Origin of the sequence: Paraburkholderia sp. Clong3 (assembly GCF_050436485.1) — a bacterium.
In the GTDB taxonomy this organism is placed as follows: Bacteria; Pseudomonadota; Gammaproteobacteria; order Burkholderiales; family Burkholderiaceae; genus Paraburkholderia; species Paraburkholderia tuberum.
The window spans coordinates 2,678,639-2,694,862 of record NZ_JBNDMH010000003.1; the positions used below are offsets into that span (position 1 = coordinate 2,678,639).

Sequence of the window (16,224 nt, forward strand, 5' to 3'; positions counted from 1 at the left end):
GTGCGGCCGGGCTAGCCGGCGGGCAGGCGGTCCAGCGGACTGACCACCTTGCGCAGGAGGTCAGTGGCAACCTGGGTATAGAGCGTGGTGGTCTCGATCTGCCTGTGTCCAAGGAGCACCTGGATCACGCGGATATCCTCCTTCTGTTCCAGCAGGTGCGTGGCAAAGGAATGCCTCAGCGTGTGCATGGATACGCGCTTGTCGATGTTTGCGGTCTCGGCGGCCGCATGGATGGCGCGGGTCAGTTGCCGCGTGCTGAGCGGGTCGATCGGATCGAGGCCCGGAAAGAGCCACCCGCCATCGAGCATGCAGCCCTGGGCACGGGCAACGCGCCACCAGACGCGCAGACGTTCGAGCAGGACCGGCGAGAGCATCGCGTAGCGGTCACGGCGGCCCTTGCCCTGCTCGATGCGCAGGGTCATGCGCTGGCTGTCGATGTCGCTGACCCTGAGGGCGACCACTTCGCTCGCACGCAGCCCGGCGCCATAGGCGACCGACAGCGCGGTCTGATGCTTGAGGTTTCCGGCTGCCGCGATGAGCCGGCGCACCTCCTCGGGGCTGAGCACAACCGGGAGCGTGCGAGGCACGCGTACCGGCTGCATCCGCGCCATCAGCTCAGGCCGGCCGAGCGTGACTTCGAAGAAGAACTTCAGACCGCTGATCGCGGCGTTCAGCGACACCGGCGACGCGCCGTGATCGACCAGATGCAGCTGGTAGTCCCGGAGGTCCTCGACAGTGGCGGTATCGGGTAAACGCCCGAGGTATCGGGCGAACTGACGTACGGCACGTAGGTAGGCGGCCTGGGTCTTGGGTGCGAACTTGCGCATGCGCAAGTCCTCAAGCATACGGCGGCGCAGCGGGCTGATGCCCGGATCGGAGGAGGTCATGATGGGGCTCCTGCTGGAGGACGAGGCGGATTGCCTCAACCACCAACATAAGCGCCGGCGCCACTGGCCTCCCATTCGCCGCCAGAGACGGGCCGCAGCCCCCTACCGCGCGAGCGGTTTAGTCCATTCGGCCATTGCGGACGGTGGCCGCCGAAGAACGTGCGGCAGGTCGAGATCGCTTAGCCGACATTCGCGACCCGGTACCGGCGAATGTCAGCATTCGTTATTGGCGAATGAGTCTTGTCGACCCTGACCGGTCGGTCGAGCCAGTTCCTCGCCATCGGCCGCCTCCAAAAGCACAGCGGCCGTTCACACGGCCACCTCGAATCGGCAAGGTCAAGTCCGTATTGCGTCGCAGAGCGAAGCAGCCGAGGTGACGGTCGCCTGTTTGGGGAATACCCGGTTCAGACGCATATCGTGCGCCTCTCGGTCGGGATCGGCGCAGCAATCGCCCGCTACGACGATCTGGTAATCGAGGTCAAATGCTTGACGAAGGGTCGAAAGGACAACACCACTGGTATGTACACCTGCGACCACAAGGGTTTCAATCGCTTGCGATTGCAAAATGGTCTGGAGATCGGTTCCGCTGAAAGCCCCGATACGATGTTTGATAACAACTGCCTCACCTTCGACCGGAGCAACAGCGGGGTGGATTTGCGCCCCCGGACTGCCAGCTTGGCAAAGCCCATTTTTGGCAATGAAAGAAAATATCGAGTTGCGCGGGCTGACTTCGGGATAGCCAGGACGAAAAGAAACAACGACATAAATGACCAGCATGCCAGCAGACCGCGCGGCAGCGAGCAATTTCGGCATAAGCGACAGGACCTCACTGGAATCGGTGGGCGCCATGAACTTTCCAAGGGTGTCTATCTGGTAATCCATCACCAGCAGGGCAGATTTGCTGGGGTCGACAAGAAGGGGGTTGGTCATGTTTTTTCCGCAGTAAAAGCTTGGATGGACGGGGAACTTGACTAGCAAACAGGGGCAAGCATAACGTTATTTGAGTCTATACTCAAATAACGTTATCTGGCCGACAGTGGCCCGAACTGGCAAACTTCAGGCATGTCTTCACGCCCCGAGAAAAAAACTCACCGATCTGCCGACGCGCGTTCGAACCTTGATCGCCCAGCACTCGCGCCCCAGCGCAGCGTCGGCCGAGAGCGCGTTGCAGCAGTTATGGCAGCCGCATCCAGGGTAATCCAGGAGCGCGGCTACGAAGCCGCAACGATGGCCGAGATAGCGGAACGCGCCGACACGAAAGTAGGTTCGCTCTATCGTTTCTTCCCGAACAAGGAGCTTCTCGCCGACGCGTTGATGCAGCGCTACGACGAACTGCGCGAAGCACAGTGTGCAGAAATCGATGCACGCGCCAGCGTCATGCCGCTCCACGAACTGGCAGATCGGCTGGTGAACTCCATCGCGGAGATTTATGACGAAACCAGGGCGCTGGTCGCCTTGCTGGACGCTCGTTCGGAATGGGCAGGCAAGCGCCTTGAATATCGCAAGAAAACGCTCAAACGTATCGCCCATACCCTACAACTCAGGGCGCCTACCCTGCCGGAAGACAGTGCCGGGGATATCGCTGTCGTCTTGCTCAACAATATGAAGACGATTGCCGCCATGACGCTGGACCAATCTGCCCCGTCGAGCCCCGGCGGGCCTGACGAGTTGCGCTTAATGAACCGGCTTTACCTTGCTCACAAGCTCGCCCCTTATGAGAGAACTTGAATGAAGGCGGGTGTCCATCGCTTTATCGCAACGGTTACATTGCGGCGGCTACAACTGCATGCCGCCTAGCTACCGTTCGTTATATTGGCCAATGCGGGCGACACGCGTTGTCACCGGTCGAGAGGCAGTTTATTGCGTGAAGCGGTCGCCCAAATGACCGATCGCGAGTGTGGGCGAACGACGCTTCATGGCCGACTGTACTCGCTCACAGAGGCCGCCCCTAAGCCGCCGTTGAAGTTTTCAACGGCAGTTCTTCGGAACGTTCATTGAACTGGTGCTATCGGCCATCTGGGGTCGTTCGTCTGTGCATTCACATGGACATTCAAACGTCGCAATCCCCCTGATGGCGGACATTGAGGTGCGGACTGGATCCAGCAATTCATCGACCATCCCGGTCCATCAGGCAATCGGCGAAGCTTCCGGTGTCGGCAGTCTTCTTACTGGAATGTTGAACGGGTCGATGTCAATCCGCAGCGGAGGTCGACTGTCAGAGGACCGCCGACGTTGGTCGCGTCCAGCCCACGAGGTAGATTTTAGCAATTGGCCCGTGCGTAGTCCTACGATCGGCGGTGTCGGAACACGCCGACAATCATTCGATGATCGGAAAGCCCTTCTGGCTCACAACGCTTCATTAGCTGCCGCCTCGGTAAATATCAAGCATCAGTGCTGGGCCGCCATTTTTCTGAAAATCTTCCAGCTCACGCATCACTTGCGCGCGTGTTTTTCCAACGGGCACGGGGGGTGCCGGTGTGACGGCCGGAACCGCGACCTCTGAAACCTGCGGGGCGTTGCCATCCGTTACCGCCCCCTGCTGGTTGATCGCCGTTTGGGCGAAGCATCCGTCTGCTGTGACTCCAGCTATCAGGGCCAGACAGACGGTGATCGATTCATAAAGTTTCATGGGAGTACCCCCGGCGTCATAGTAGTTGTCGCCTCTGAACTTTCTTATCAAGAAGAGTCAGAGGTACAAGTTGAAGACGAAACAAACGTATTCTGTTGAGTTCAAGGAGCAGGCGCTGTCGAAGGTTCTGCAGCGCGGGAGCCGAACGGTTGGCGCCGTGGCTGACGAATTGAACGTGAACGTACTGACATTAAGGAATTGGATGAGAGGCACCGCCGCCGCGAACCGGAGCTCGAGTTCTGGGCACACAAGGCGTCCGGAAGACTGGTCGCTGGAAGAACGCCTGATTGCCTTGCAGGAGAGCCACGGCCTGGCGGACGAAGCATTGAACGGCTGGTGTCGGGAGCGCGGCCTGTTTTTGCATCATCTCGCGCAGTGGCGAGCGGATTTTTGCGCCGTTGGCGCAGCCGGTAGCCGACGTGAGAGCGCCCAGGAAGTACGGGATCTGAAGCAGGCCAATGTTCAACTGCGGCGCGAACTGAAGCGCAAGGAGCAGGCGCTGGCCGAAGCTGCGGCGCTACTGGTGCTGCAAAAAAAGTACCGCGCGCTCCTCGGGGACGAGGCCGAATGACGGCCCCTGAAGAGCGCAAGGCATTGATCGGCCTCATCAACGAGGCGACCCTGGCCGGGGCTCGGCAGGCGCACGCGTGCGAGATTCTGGGGCTCAGCGCGCGCACAGTTCAGCGCTGGCAGCGGGGCGAGCCTGACGCGATGGACGGGCGCTCGTTACGGCACCACGAGCCGCGCCACAAGCTCTCTGCCGAGGAACGCGCCGAGCTTCTGGCAGTCGCGAACTCGGCCGAATTCGGTCATCTGCCGCCAAGCCAGATCGTGCCGCGACTGGCAGACCAGCAACGCTATATTGCCTCCGAATCGACGTTCTACCGGGTACTGAAGGCCGAGAAGCAACTCGCCCACCGGCGCAGCGAACGGCCGGCCCACGCTCGCAGCAAACCCCGTTCAGTTTGCGCCGACGCGCCGAACCAGCTGTATTCCTGGGACATCACGTATTTGCCGACGACGATCCGTGGACAGTATTTTTATCTCTACCTGTTTCTGGATGTCTTCAGTCGCAAGATCGTCGGCTGGCAGGTCTATGCCGAGGAAAGCAGCGTACTGGCCAGCGAAGTCCTCAGGGACCTCTGCGCGCGCGAAGCGATACGGCCCAACCAGGTGATTCTGCATTCGGATAACGGCGGCCCGATGAAAGGCGCGACGATGCTCGCCACCCTCCAGGCGCTGGGCGTCATGCCGTCGTTGAGTCGCCCGGGCGTGAGCAACGACAACCCTTATTCCGAGTCGCTGTTCAAGACCCTGAAGTACCGGCCCGCTTACCCGCTCAAAGCGTTCGATACCCTGCTGGCCGCACGTACCTGGGTCGGCGCACTGGTGCGCTGGTACAACGATGAGCATCGTCACAGCGCAATCCGGTTTGTGACGCCCGCGCAGCGTCATGCCAACCTCGATCAGGATATTCTGGAACGACGCACGGCGCTTTACGCGAGTGCTCGGCAGCGCAATCCGCTTCGATGGAAGGGCCGCACGCGCAACTGGCAGCGCGTCGATGCTGTGCATCTGAACCCTGATCGCATCGATGACCAGGGCATCCATCAACAACGCCGCAATCTGGAGCGAAAGGCCGCCTGAAATTTATTCGTTGAGGCGACAACTAGCTTGAAAATTTCCGAGTACTCCCTCGGAGTTTAAGAGATCGGCCTGTGCATCTTTCGCCGACCGACAGCAGTCTTCGCACGAACAGAGGCAGGTTCGGCTCGTTGCGACGATCAACCGATCTGGATGCACTCGACGAATGCCTTTCCAGCGTTGCTGTCATATTCATTGTTGGTCAGGCGAAACGCCGTCACAACGCACATGCGTAGGCGACGGACCAGCAACGCAGACGAAAGAGGTATGCAGTCCCGCTGGCTCATCCCGGGGACGTATCAGCTATTCGCCTTCAATGATTGCGGAGCGCCTTGCTGAACCTTCCAGTGCAGGCAAGGACACATCCCGTAGTTGATACATTTGTGGCTGATCGTAGAAACCGCGACCTGTTATTCTGTTTTTATGTGGTTACGCACGATGGTGTTGTGCGCCCATGACCACCGGCGCCCCGTTCGCTGGAGTGTGCCGTCTTACTCCGTTAGCCACTTTCGGTGGGGATCTGTCTAACCCGTGGTGCGCCGATACAGCCTCTCGACGTCGCGCACAATCCGCCCACGGTGGCTTTCCCGGTTCAAGCAGCCTTATGAGATTGTCAGGCTTCGTAGTACGCAGGTTCAGTTCGGCGGCTCAGGAACACGCGTTCCGGATGGACTATGCGAGGCGCTTCTTCGGACAGCGGAGGCTCGCCATCACAATCTTCACCGCGTTGTGGGTCGTGTTTTCCATCCACGACCTCGGGCGGTTAGACGTACTCGATCCCTCCCATCTGCACCACAATGAACTCATTCTCCTGAGAATCGCCGGGACGATCGGCATGACGGTGCCCGTGCTGTTGTGGAGCCCACACGCCACCGACGAGCGCTGGGCCGTCGGGCTGCTCAGTGTCTGGACGCTCGGTTGCTGGTTCGCGGTCCTGAGAATGGTACAGCTCTATCCGGGCGACCTAGCCTGGCGGGAAGCTTACCCGATCCTGACGTTTGCCCTTTTCATGATATTCATGGCCTTCCGGCTTCGCGTCATCACGGCGGCGTGGGTGATCGGGCTATGCGTCGTCAGTTACCTTGTCATGCTCTATCTCAAGCCCAGTGGCCAGAGCGTCGACGCGCGCGTGGAGTCGGTGATTGCGCATGCCACGATGGTGCCAATGATGTATATCGTCGGTTTGCTAGTCAGCATTCCGCTGGAACGTGCCGCGAGGCGCGAATTCATGTATCGGCGCACCTTGCGCGCGTCCAAGGCGCGCGTCGAAGCGGCGTCGCGCGCAGTCAACGAACAGAACCTACGCATGCAAGACCTCGTCAGGGAGAAAGAGCGGTTCTTCTCATCGGCGTATCACGACATCCAGCAACCTCTCGCCGCAATCAATCTCTTCATTCGAAGCGCCCGGACGAAGGCCAGGGACGGACACGCCGTGGATCGCGACCTGGATGTCATCGAGGAGACCGCGTGCGACCTTCTCGATATGTTCAAGGACATTCAGGACTATAGCGAACTGGGTTCATACGTTCCGCACCTGGCGCCACTCGATACGCAGACCGTGCTTATGGAGGTCTTCGAGCAATACCTTGAACCGGCGAGATCGCGAGATATCGAATTCAGAATCAGCGAGCGTCGGCGCCACCCTCCACCCATTGAAAGCGACCGCTCCTTGTTCAAACGAGCATTGGCCAATCTTGTATCGAATGCGATCAAGAACACCTCCGCTGGGGGAGTCGTAATCGGCTGGGTGCTGATTGGGGAACGGCTTCGCATTGACGTATGGGACACGGGCATCGGCATCTCGCCCGCGCATCGGGATGCGATATTCGCCGAGTACTATCAGATTAACAACCCCGGCCGCGACCGGTCGAAAGGCCTTGGACTTGGGTTGTCTATCGTCAATCGGGTTGTCGGAATTCTGCCGAAGCACAGCATGCGTTTCTGGTCGGTCGAAGGGCGCGGGTCACGCTTCTCCCTGTACGCTCCGATATCGCAATTAGCACCCGTGATCGTGATGGAAGATCAAGCGAACGCAGCATGCACGTCCATCCTTAACGGCAGATACATCCTGCTTTGCGACGACGAACCGACCGTTCTCGAAGGTCTGCGCCGACTATTCCTCAGTGCTGGCGCACTGGTGGATACCGCCGGATCAATGGCGGGATTCGAAGCGATTCTCACCGACGATGGCCGCGCACCCGACATCATTGTCACCGATATCCGGTTGCGCGACGGGCCGACTGGCATTGAGGTTGCCGAACGGATCAGGCAGCATTTCGCCTGGGCGGGCGTGCTTCCCGTCGCATTCATCACTGGCGAACTGGTGTCTCCGCACGCACTTCGCGATTTCACCGAGCCGTTCGTGCTGTTGCGGAAGTCTTCCACGCCGGAAAGCACGCTCGCTGAAGTCAGTCGGTTCGTTGCTGCCCAACGGCCGACGGGCTTCGATCATGTACGGGATCCGTGACTGGCGGGACGCCAAGTTTGATCCCTTTATCCGCCAGCATGACGATGAGTTCCGTACGGCGCCGCAGATTGAAATGCGCGAGCAAATGACTGACGTACTTTCGTACCGTAATGTCTTCGAGCCCCATTCTCAGCGCAATCGCCTTGGACGGGAGCCCGCGCACCAGCCACGCCAACGTTTCGAACTCTCTCGGAGTGAGTCCCAGCTCGGATGCGCTGCTCATTTCCGAATTACCGCTCGGCTGTGCCTTCCCAGGCCCACTTACCGGAGCCCCCTCCGTGCCCATGTCACGCCTGAGCCTCGCGATGCTGGCGGCGGGCAGGAACACGCCCCCGGCAAGCACTGCGCTTATCGCTGCATGAAGGGCTTCAGGAGGTGACGACTTGGGTACATATCCCATCGCGCGAAGTTCGATGCACCGACTGATGGTTTCCACGCTCTCATCGGCGGATATCACGATCACCGGTAACGACGGGCGCGACTCCTTCAGTGTGGCAAGCGCGCCGCAACCGTGGCCGTCGGGAAGATCGAGATCGAGAAATGCGATGTTCAGGAGCTCGCCAAGCGCATGCTTTACGCCTTGAGACAACGTACTCGCGTGCAGCAACTCGATGTTCGGAAAGAACTCTCTCAGCAGCAGCGCCAATCCGGCTCTGAACAGCTCGTGATCGTCGACGATCAGTACGCGCATCTCATCGTCTCCCAGGACCGCTTTCGAAGCGAGCTGCAATTACACAGCTGATGATGCTACCTCCGTAGCAGTCGTCCGCCATGTTCAACACGAATAGTACACGCAGGGCCCCTATGTCACGGACGGTGGCGACTGACCTATGTGGCGTTGCCTCGAAAGTGGCGGTTTTCGCCCGTCACCCGACACCCACCGCCTGACCTGATGGGCGAACGGCTGGAGGACTTTGCGGATTCGGAAAGCGGCCATACAGGTGGCGGCAGGCTCTATGTCCGTAGTGGGTCGATCACGGTCTTCCGCGTCGGGCAGCGGTCGGCCATGAACGGACGGTCGACAAGGGAGGCTAGCTTGGTCACAAGCCAGGTCTAGTTCGCGAACAATTTGAATACGTGCGGCAGCGCACCAAGCCGCGCCGACGTTCGAGGGAACATTTCTTGGCGCTTGGCCTACCCTCTATGAGGCGACGCCGTTCCCGGGTATTCGTGTGTTGTTCCGGTCAGGAGGTGTACCCGTGAAGACCATCGTCGCGACGCCACACCTGTCAATGTTTGCGAGGCAGTCTTGTTATGCCGCATTGTTGCTTGGCTGCCTGACAAGACTCGTCGCGGCTCAAGAGCCAGCAAGTACGGAAAGTACGCCCACGACTGTTGCCCGATCTACAAGGTCGGAGAACGCATAATTGTCTGGCGGCGCATCGCCGCTTAAACGGTTTCGCTTTCGATAAACTCATTCAGATCGGTGCTTCGCGCAGCGGCGCAGTCATGGACAGATGCATCTGATCTCACCTCAGCGCCACTAGCCTGAGCGCGGTTTAGCAAAGGAGTACGCTCAGCCGGAGTGTCGCGATCCGGTCGTAGAGAGAAAGTGGTCAAGTGGTGGAGGAACTATCAACCGGACCAACGATGCAATCGATCGCAGTCCGGTCCTGTTTCATCCGTGATCGGCCCGCCCCGCTCAGGACGCATCTTCCCCGAGCGTTATTAGGATCCCCTGACACGCGCGGAGAAACAACTCAAGAGTGGCCGGGGCTACATTCGAGTTGAGGTCCTTCAGCGCGTCGGTAAGATCTGCAATGGTAGTATCGATCGTGTTTTTAAGACTCGTCATGCGCTGCAACGCGATACCTTCGCTGCTTGCGAGAGATTTGCAGGCGGCGATCATGGCCTGCAGCGGGCGTATCTGATTATTCAGCGCATTGACTTGGTTTTGCAAGTCGTCCACCTGTGACTTCCAGTGGAAGTAAAGACCTAGCGCTATGGCCAAACCTGCGAGGCCGAGTGGGCCGAGCGCGAGAAGATAGTAGTATCGTTTCTGCGCCGCTTCCATTTGGCCTTTGGCAGCGTTGACCTGTCCTTGCAGCGTCGCAATTTGAGACTGCATAGTCCCCTCTGCGTTGCTCAACGTCGTAAACGAACCAGATACCTCGTTTGTAGCAGAGCTGAGCATCGCCACGAGTGAAGTGGCCTGACTCCTATAATTCGAGATCGTGTCGGTAATGCCAGAAATGATCGAAGCGATCTTGCTGGTAGCGTCAGCGTTTTTTTCAAGCTCCGCAATCGCGGTATCTAGGGCCGCCTTTGCTGGGCCGATCGAGGCAAGCAGGTTGGTTTGGAATACAGGGGCTTCGGTCAGAATGGTGTGGAGAGACTGACAGACAGAGGTCTGCACCGAGGCCGCCTGCGCGGGAAGTTGCTGGATTGCCTGAACGTCAGCAACGCTGGTCTTTAAGGCCGTCAAGGCCTGTGTGAATGAGCCCATTTTAGTCCTTGATTGGTTGGATTGGCCCGATCGGGTGGCGTGGCGATAGCCACCCGATTATGTGGTTTTGCCTGAGATAATCAGGCCGCCTGTTTGACCCCGTCATTTGCGGCCGCCGCGATGAGCTGGCTAACGGTCTGATTAGGTGCGGCGACTTGAACGGTCACGCCAGCCATTTGGGCCTTGACCGTCTGGATGTCCTGCAGAAGCGTTCCGATCTCGCCATTAGCGGCCGTAACAAAGAGAGTCCGCACATCGTCAGTGCTCATCACTCCGCTCTGCAGGTCGCCAATGATGTCAGTGAGATCCGAGGCGACGCTATTCCACGCGTTCGCCATGGCCGTCGCGGCTGTGATGGCGTCACCGACCTTATTCGAAAGTGTGGTGTACCCCCCGCTTACCGCAGTCGCGAGCTTCACTTCATCCTTCAGGCGGCTTTCTTCGCCGAGGAGCTTCCCTTTGCTCTCGTTTGCGGTGACCAGAGCAACGACCGAACCTGCTTCGCCGCCGACGCCGGCTGCCACCATCCCGACGCCACCGACGACGGCTCCAGTCGACGTGCCGGCAGTAACAAAGTCGGCGATTGCGCCTACGCAAATCACAAAAACGCCGCCCGCAATTGTGAGCGTACTTGCGACGATGCCAGCAATGGCGCCATCGATCGTCGACTGGAGCGTACCCAGTTCGTCATTGATTTGCGCGAGCACTCCGTTGTCGCCGTTGACCGCACTGTTCAGGTTCGTCACGGTGGTCGCGAAGGATTGGGAATCGGTCTGCAGTTGCCCGCGGAAGACCTGAAGGTCGTTCACCGTCTTCAGGGCAGACGTACGGTAGGTTGTGGACTTATCGAGAACACTCTGGAGCAATGCAGTCCACTGGTCGACCGACGAGCCCGCGGGAAGGGTTGCTGGAAGCGCCTTGTTCAACTGATAGTAGTTGCCGATGTCCGCCATGTTTTGGATCACCTGCGGCTGGAGGACATTCAGATAGTTGTTTGCGTGCCCTTGCGCGGTGGCCAGGCCGCTATTGATCTGGTCTTGGTAAGACTGAAGGCCAGGGATCTTTGAGAAGTCCACCTGTGGTTGCTCTAGCACGCTATTTGCGTACGTCTGAATGATGAGCGCGGCGGACATCTGGTCGGTGTTCGCATCACCGATAAGTTTCGCGTTTCTGCTTACGTTGGGCATCGCATTCTCGCTAAAGAAATTGTGAACATACGGTGAGCGGCATTGACGACACGGCGAGCGGAGTTCACGCAGCGTTGCTCGCGTTCCTGCCGCGGCTGAAGAATAGTCAACTGCGGAGGGCGAGAGGTACCTAGCTAATTAGATAGGTCATTTTGACGAGATCCACAGCCGTAAACCCACGTTAAGGCGTAGTGTTTTGTGAGTGATCGGCCTGCCGGGATGCCGCGATGATCCCCGACTCCATGCCCGGAGTGCGTCGAATAAGCCGCGGCGCTATGATGGCCGTGCATCGACACGGTAACCGGCCCACGGTCGGGGGGCGATCGTTGCGACAGTCCGGAGTCTGCTAGTTGAGCGCGAACGTCCGTTTCGGAGAAACCCGAAGGGCTCTTCAGGGTCGACTTGCGACGATCATCCGTTGCGGGCCGGCAAGCGGTTCTCAACTCAGCTATCGGACCGGGTTCGGCCATCTCCGGCCGTTGGCCCGTGCCGTCATGTGCACTTTCGAACGGCGCGTTCGCATGCGGAAGCGGCCATCCCAGCCTAACCAGGCGTCCGAGCCGAGATCCCTCGGTGAGCCTCGATCTGCGGCTCGACTTGCACGTTGGGTGCGCAAGTGATATCTCGAAACAGCACCCGATCCATCACCGTGGGCTCCCGCTTCCCCCCAGCGGCGGCTCGTTGCAGGGTCCGCCTTTCGGCGCCACTGCCTTTTGGCGGCCTCGCGTTGGCACATGGGCTCAAACGATGCGCGATTGAAACAAAGCCATTGCGCTTTCAATGGCGCGCGTGCGACCTTACAAGTCACCAGCATTACGAACCGAGCGAGAGATCAATATGGGTATCGGTGCCACGCGCGACTCCCTGTCGCATATTTTTTTCCAGCGCTGCTTCTGGCTGTTTGTCGTGCTGCTCGTTCTCATCGGCGCGGTGTCGTTCGTCCCCGCGAGCGACCACGGTCGCCTGATTGTGAATGGTGTCAACATGTTCCTCCTCATCGCGACGGTCGCAGCTGTCGGGCGCACGACACTGTCGTTCCTCATCGCGCTGTTACTCGCCGTTCCCGCGGTGTGGTTCCAGTATCTTGGTCTCTGGCGCGACAGCGACACGGATCTGGCATGGTCGTGGATGTTCAGCGCCGCACTTTATTTCATGACCACCGCGTATCTACTCCGCTACGTTTTCCAGCCGAGGATCATGACGCAGGACAAGCTGTTTGGCGCTGCGGCGGCTTATCTCCTGATCGGTGTGCTCTGGGCGTACCTTTACGCGATCATCGGATTCGTCTATCCGCAGTCGTACATGATCGTCGGGCAACCGGGGCGACTGGTCTATGCCGATGCCCTTTACCTGAGCATAACCGTGCTCACCAGTACGGGCTTCGGAGACATAACGCCGCTCACGCGCCCGGCGCGCGGCATATGCATGATCGAGCAGATAACCGGAGCTTTGTTCGTCGCGATACTCATCGCCCGCCTGGCGGGGGTGTATCCGCCGCGAGAGAGTTACATCGACGACAGAGCGCCGTAGGCGGTCAATGAGTCTGCCTGCGCGCGCAACCCGGCTTCCGAAAGGCGGTAGCCGCGATTGCCATGGTCGCGTGCTGCCAGTCGTGGCAAGGCAAAAGTCGATCGTACGACGATCGTCAAGGCTCGCCCACAAAGGCACAAAGGGGCATTCGCATCTGGCAGTACTGTCGTGCGTCTATCCGATACTGGGATAGTGCTTTGATAACCTGAGACAGTTATTTTGCATTCTTTGGGACCCCGGGAGAGAGCCATTTATCGATCGCACGCCCCGCTCAAGGCATCTGCTTGCGGAGGACCGAGGCTCGCCTGTACCGCGGACACGCGAGAAGTGGGAGAATCATCAGGCACCGACGGTGCACAACTATCTGTTTCGGAGGCACGCCATGCGCAAACTCATAATGGGCATTGTCGAATTCCGCGAGAAAATGCTGCCGCAGTATGCCGAACAGTTCAGTAAGCTTGCGCTCGCCCAGACACCTGATGCACTCTCTTCATCACATGCTCGGACAGCCGGGTTGCGCCAGACCTGCTCGTATCTACTCATCCGGGCGATCTATTCACGATGCGCAACGTCGGTAACCTGATTCCGCCGGCGACCGCAGAGGGGGCGTCGACCGGCGACCTCGCCGAGGCAGGCGCGATCGAGTACGCAGTGTTGGTGCTGAAAGTCGCGAATATTGTCGTGTGTGGGCATTCCGAATGCGGTGCGATGAAAGCCGTATATGCACACAACCCGAAGCTGAAAACGCCGAACCTCGATAAATGGCTTTACCACGCCATCAACGCGGCGTTTCGCCTCGAACACGAAGGCCCGCTCGACGACAGGCTGAAGCCGCACGACCAATTGTCGCAACTCAATGTCCTCGTGCAACTCGAGCATCTGATGAGCTACCCGATCGTCCGCCAGCAGGTCACGGCCAAGGCGCTGGTATTGAGCGGCTGGTGGTTCGACATCGCGACCGGCGACATGTATGCCTATGAGCGGGCAAGCCGCTCATTCGAAGTCATTGACCGCGCGCTGGCTGAGCGGCTTGCTGCGCGCCTCGCCTTTCGCGCGCGGTAAAAGCCGGCGCTGTTCTCTTGAAGTGCCTTTCAGGTTCAGGGGAGCGTAGTCATCAATCCTCCGTTGCGGACCGCATGGTAATGACTTGTTGCGAATCACTGAAGCGGACGCGGTGAACTGCTGTTGGTAAACGCGAACGGCGAAAATGGCCAACGATTTGCCGGATGGCAGTCACGCACGGATGCCCCTTTTGACCTCGAGAGCGGCCATTGAGGTTGCTTGAGGCTCAACGGCCGGAGTGGGTCGAAAGTACGCGTTCGTTGAACTCGGTAGCGGCTGTTCGCCGCCGCTCCTCGATGAACGACCGGTGAGCAGCGGTAAGCAGGCACGTCCGCGTCGACACACGAACGACAGCTGTGGCCGAACTGCTGTCTCTGAGGCGCCGTCATGAACGATCGGACCATCTTGTTATCTGCGCTTGAACTCCCAACTGCGCGACCGGCGGCAATGCGGTCTGGAAGACCCATTCAGCGATAACGAAAACTTGTTGAACCGAAGGCAGCCACCCCAGTGTGTCTACGGTGAGTTCGGGATGCGGCGCGACATACGCCGAGCCATGATCGGCAGTCTGAGCGACGCGCGGACCCGCAACGGGAGTCGCTCCCGTGGAAACCGCAGAGATTTATCCTGTCGACAGATATTGGCGCTTCGAGTCCGGGCACGACAGCCTTCAGGGCTTGCATTGAGCCATCCGGTGCGGACGGCGGATCGACACGCAGCCATGGCCCCGGCGTATTGCGGGCGCACTGCTGGCAAACGTCAACGCTCATATGGGCGCTGTCGCCGAAAATCGAGCCAAAGCCGCCACGCCAGTCGAGCGACACGTTTTGCACCACTCCCACTGGTCGTCATCGGCGTCATGCGCCGGCCGCAGCGGTCGCATGTGCAGGCCGCGACCTACAGCACGGTCCCGCCCCGGTATTTGCGCATGACCTACCCCTTTCCCCAGTCCGAGTTTTCCCAGTCCGGCGGCACGAGACCAAGCTGCTTCGCAGTGTCGACCGGCAGGCGCAACAGCACCGTGCGCGGGCCGCGCTCCATGTTCCCGAGCATCGTGACTTCAGCGGCTACACCGTCGAGCTCCAGATACACGACGTCGTCCGGCTCAAGAATCTCGGTGTAGAGATCCCAGCCGGGCTGATCACCCTCTTTCGCCTGATACCTGATGTGGTTCCTGGTACTCGTGAATCCCTGTCCCTTTTGCGAGCGTTTAGCCGATGCCCTGATTGTCGGCGGCCAATCGCTGCAGATACTGGATGCGGTCCGCGGCGCCGCCTCTCATTTCGCTGTTCATCATGCGATCCCGGTTGGCCAGAAATGTTCGCGAGGTGCTCCGGCCTTATCCCTTCTTCCCGATGGAGCAGCCGATCTGAATGCGGCCATGACAGACTCGAGTCGATAACCGCAACAGGCTCCGGGGAGCGCCATTGTCGCAATCTCCGATGCCCGGCGTATAGGGTGTATGGCGAGAAGCAGGTTGGCCGAGCGGCCGCGCTGCTTGACGCTTATAAAATTTACAGCGCATTCCAGAACGCCATCATCGCTCATCACCGACCGTGCACCGCACTCGGGTTCCGGAGAGCCTTTCACTATGGGACAATCGATCCCGTTGCTGCAATGGCGGTACAGGAATGGGAGCGAGAGAACGGTGCGTGAGAGCTGTCAGGCATCCTGCGGGCAAAATACCCGCTCATCTTCGACGTCAACCCGACAGTCGCTGATGATCTGGATGCCATCCCAACGGTTTTCTCCCTGTGGGGTTTCGAGTGCGGCGACGGCTGGTTCGATCTGATCGACATGTTGTGCGCGAGGCTGCAACTTGCTACAAGGCACGGCGCACCGCTGCGGCATCAGCGCTGGCCGTTGAGAAAGTCGAACCAGTCGTGCGCAGAGGCACAGCCGTGGTCAGGAATGCCCGAACCGGCCAGCGTCTCGTCGAAGTACGTTCTGGCCGGTTCAGGAATCTCATCGAGACGTACGTAACGGTAGCCTGCGGCATTCACGTGAACCGTCACCTGCGGTGGCGCGGGTCGCGGCGGTAATGCTTCGCGGCCCTGGTTCAGTGCGGCCGCAACACAGCGCGCAACGAGATCCCATACGCTGCCCGCCCATCTCGGATAGCCGCGCACCGTGGCCCGCGCGCCGACCTGCCGGAGCGCCGCATCGTCCAGGGCCACCCTGTAGTCCGCGAGTGCGCCGCCACTCACGCGCGCGATGTCCGCCGTCGCGATGATCCGCTTTCGGTCTTCCCGTCCACCGGGCAGCAATTCAATGGTGATTCGAAGCATTCGCCTTTCCTTGTGATCTTGTCATCCGGTGCCGCAGTTGCGCGGACGCGCATCGGGTCGAGGTCCCGAACCTGCGCTGCGATC

At 59.6% G+C, this 16,224-nt stretch carries 11 protein-coding genes and 2 pseudogenes; 5 read left to right on the forward strand and 8 right to left on the reverse strand.

Features of this window, described 5'->3' with window-relative positions:
* Nucleotides 1–11: 11 nt before the first annotated feature.
* Nucleotides 12–887: a tyrosine-type recombinase/integrase gene (locus OKW30_RS35685; protein ID WP_184062687.1), complete on the reverse strand. Its 876-nt coding sequence runs from the start codon at nucleotides 885–887 to the stop codon at nucleotides 12–14.
* A gap of 336 nt (nucleotides 888–1,223) precedes the next feature.
* A complete protein-coding gene (locus tag OKW30_RS35690; protein ID WP_429348938.1) occupies nucleotides 1,224–1,817 on the reverse strand; it encodes a cysteine hydrolase family protein in 594 nt (197 codons plus the stop codon).
* Between the two features lie 246 nt (nucleotides 1,818–2,063).
* Between OKW30_RS35690 and OKW30_RS35695 the strand changes: the two genes are divergently transcribed.
* Entirely contained in the window at nucleotides 2,064–2,615 is a 552-nt protein-coding gene (locus tag OKW30_RS35695) for a TetR/AcrR family transcriptional regulator (RefSeq protein ID WP_184074269.1), read from the forward strand.
* A 631-nt stretch (nucleotides 2,616–3,246) separates the two neighbouring features.
* Here OKW30_RS35695 and OKW30_RS35700 read toward each other — a convergent pair.
* On the reverse strand, nucleotides 3,247–3,516 hold the full coding sequence (locus OKW30_RS35700) for a hypothetical protein (RefSeq protein WP_429348939.1): 270 nt from the start codon (nucleotides 3,514–3,516) through the stop codon (nucleotides 3,247–3,249).
* 70 nt (nucleotides 3,517–3,586) lie between these two features.
* Between OKW30_RS35700 and OKW30_RS35705 the strand changes: the two are divergent.
* Both OKW30_RS35705 and OKW30_RS35710 read left to right on the forward strand, forming a co-directional pair.
* Nucleotides 3,587–5,163 (forward strand): annotated as a pseudogene (locus OKW30_RS35705) (IS3 family transposase).
* A 664-nt stretch (nucleotides 5,164–5,827) separates the two neighbouring features.
* Nucleotides 5,828–7,627 (forward strand): hybrid sensor histidine kinase/response regulator, encoded by a 1,800-nt coding sequence (locus tag OKW30_RS35710; RefSeq protein WP_429348940.1) that lies wholly within the window; start codon nucleotides 5,828–5,830, stop codon nucleotides 7,625–7,627.
* On the opposite strand, the gene OKW30_RS35715 is transcribed toward OKW30_RS35710, so the two are convergent.
* The 3 genes from OKW30_RS35715 to OKW30_RS35725 all read right to left on the reverse strand — a co-directional run bounded on the left by OKW30_RS35715 (nucleotide 7,569) and on the right by OKW30_RS35725 (nucleotide 11,260).
* Nucleotides 7,569–8,318, reverse strand: coding sequence for a response regulator transcription factor (locus OKW30_RS35715; RefSeq protein WP_184074275.1), 750 nt, complete (start codon nucleotides 8,316–8,318; stop codon nucleotides 7,569–7,571). The genes OKW30_RS35710 and OKW30_RS35715 overlap by 59 nt on opposite strands.
* Before the next feature lie 951 nt (nucleotides 8,319–9,269).
* Nucleotides 9,270–10,073 (reverse strand): hypothetical protein, encoded by an 804-nt coding sequence (locus OKW30_RS35720; protein ID WP_184074277.1) that lies wholly within the window; start codon nucleotides 10,071–10,073, stop codon nucleotides 9,270–9,272.
* A gap of 80 nt (nucleotides 10,074–10,153) precedes the next feature.
* Nucleotides 10,154–11,260, reverse strand: coding sequence for an HBL/NHE enterotoxin family protein (locus OKW30_RS35725; RefSeq protein ID WP_429348941.1), 1,107 nt, complete (start codon nucleotides 11,258–11,260; stop codon nucleotides 10,154–10,156).
* A gap of 837 nt (nucleotides 11,261–12,097) precedes the next feature.
* Here OKW30_RS35725 and OKW30_RS35730 point away from each other — a divergent pair.
* Together OKW30_RS35730 and OKW30_RS35735 are read left to right on the forward strand one after the other, a co-directional pair.
* A complete protein-coding gene (locus OKW30_RS35730; RefSeq protein ID WP_184074281.1) occupies nucleotides 12,098–12,790 on the forward strand; it encodes a potassium channel family protein in 693 nt (230 codons plus the stop codon).
* Between the two features lie 382 nt (nucleotides 12,791–13,172).
* A pseudogene (locus OKW30_RS35735) lies at nucleotides 13,173–13,852 on the forward strand (carbonic anhydrase).
* Between the two features lie 933 nt (nucleotides 13,853–14,785).
* On the opposite strand, the gene OKW30_RS35740 reads toward OKW30_RS35735, so the two are convergent.
* Both OKW30_RS35740 and OKW30_RS35745 read right to left on the reverse strand, forming a co-directional pair.
* On the reverse strand, nucleotides 14,786–14,944 hold the full coding sequence (locus OKW30_RS35740) for a hypothetical protein (RefSeq protein ID WP_260336710.1): 159 nt from the start codon (nucleotides 14,942–14,944) through the stop codon (nucleotides 14,786–14,788).
* Nucleotides 14,945–15,702: 758 nt separating this feature from the next.
* On the reverse strand, nucleotides 15,703–16,140 hold the full coding sequence (locus OKW30_RS35745; protein WP_429348942.1) for a hypothetical protein: 438 nt from the start codon (nucleotides 16,138–16,140) through the stop codon (nucleotides 15,703–15,705).
* Nucleotides 16,141–16,224 lie beyond the last annotated feature (84 nt).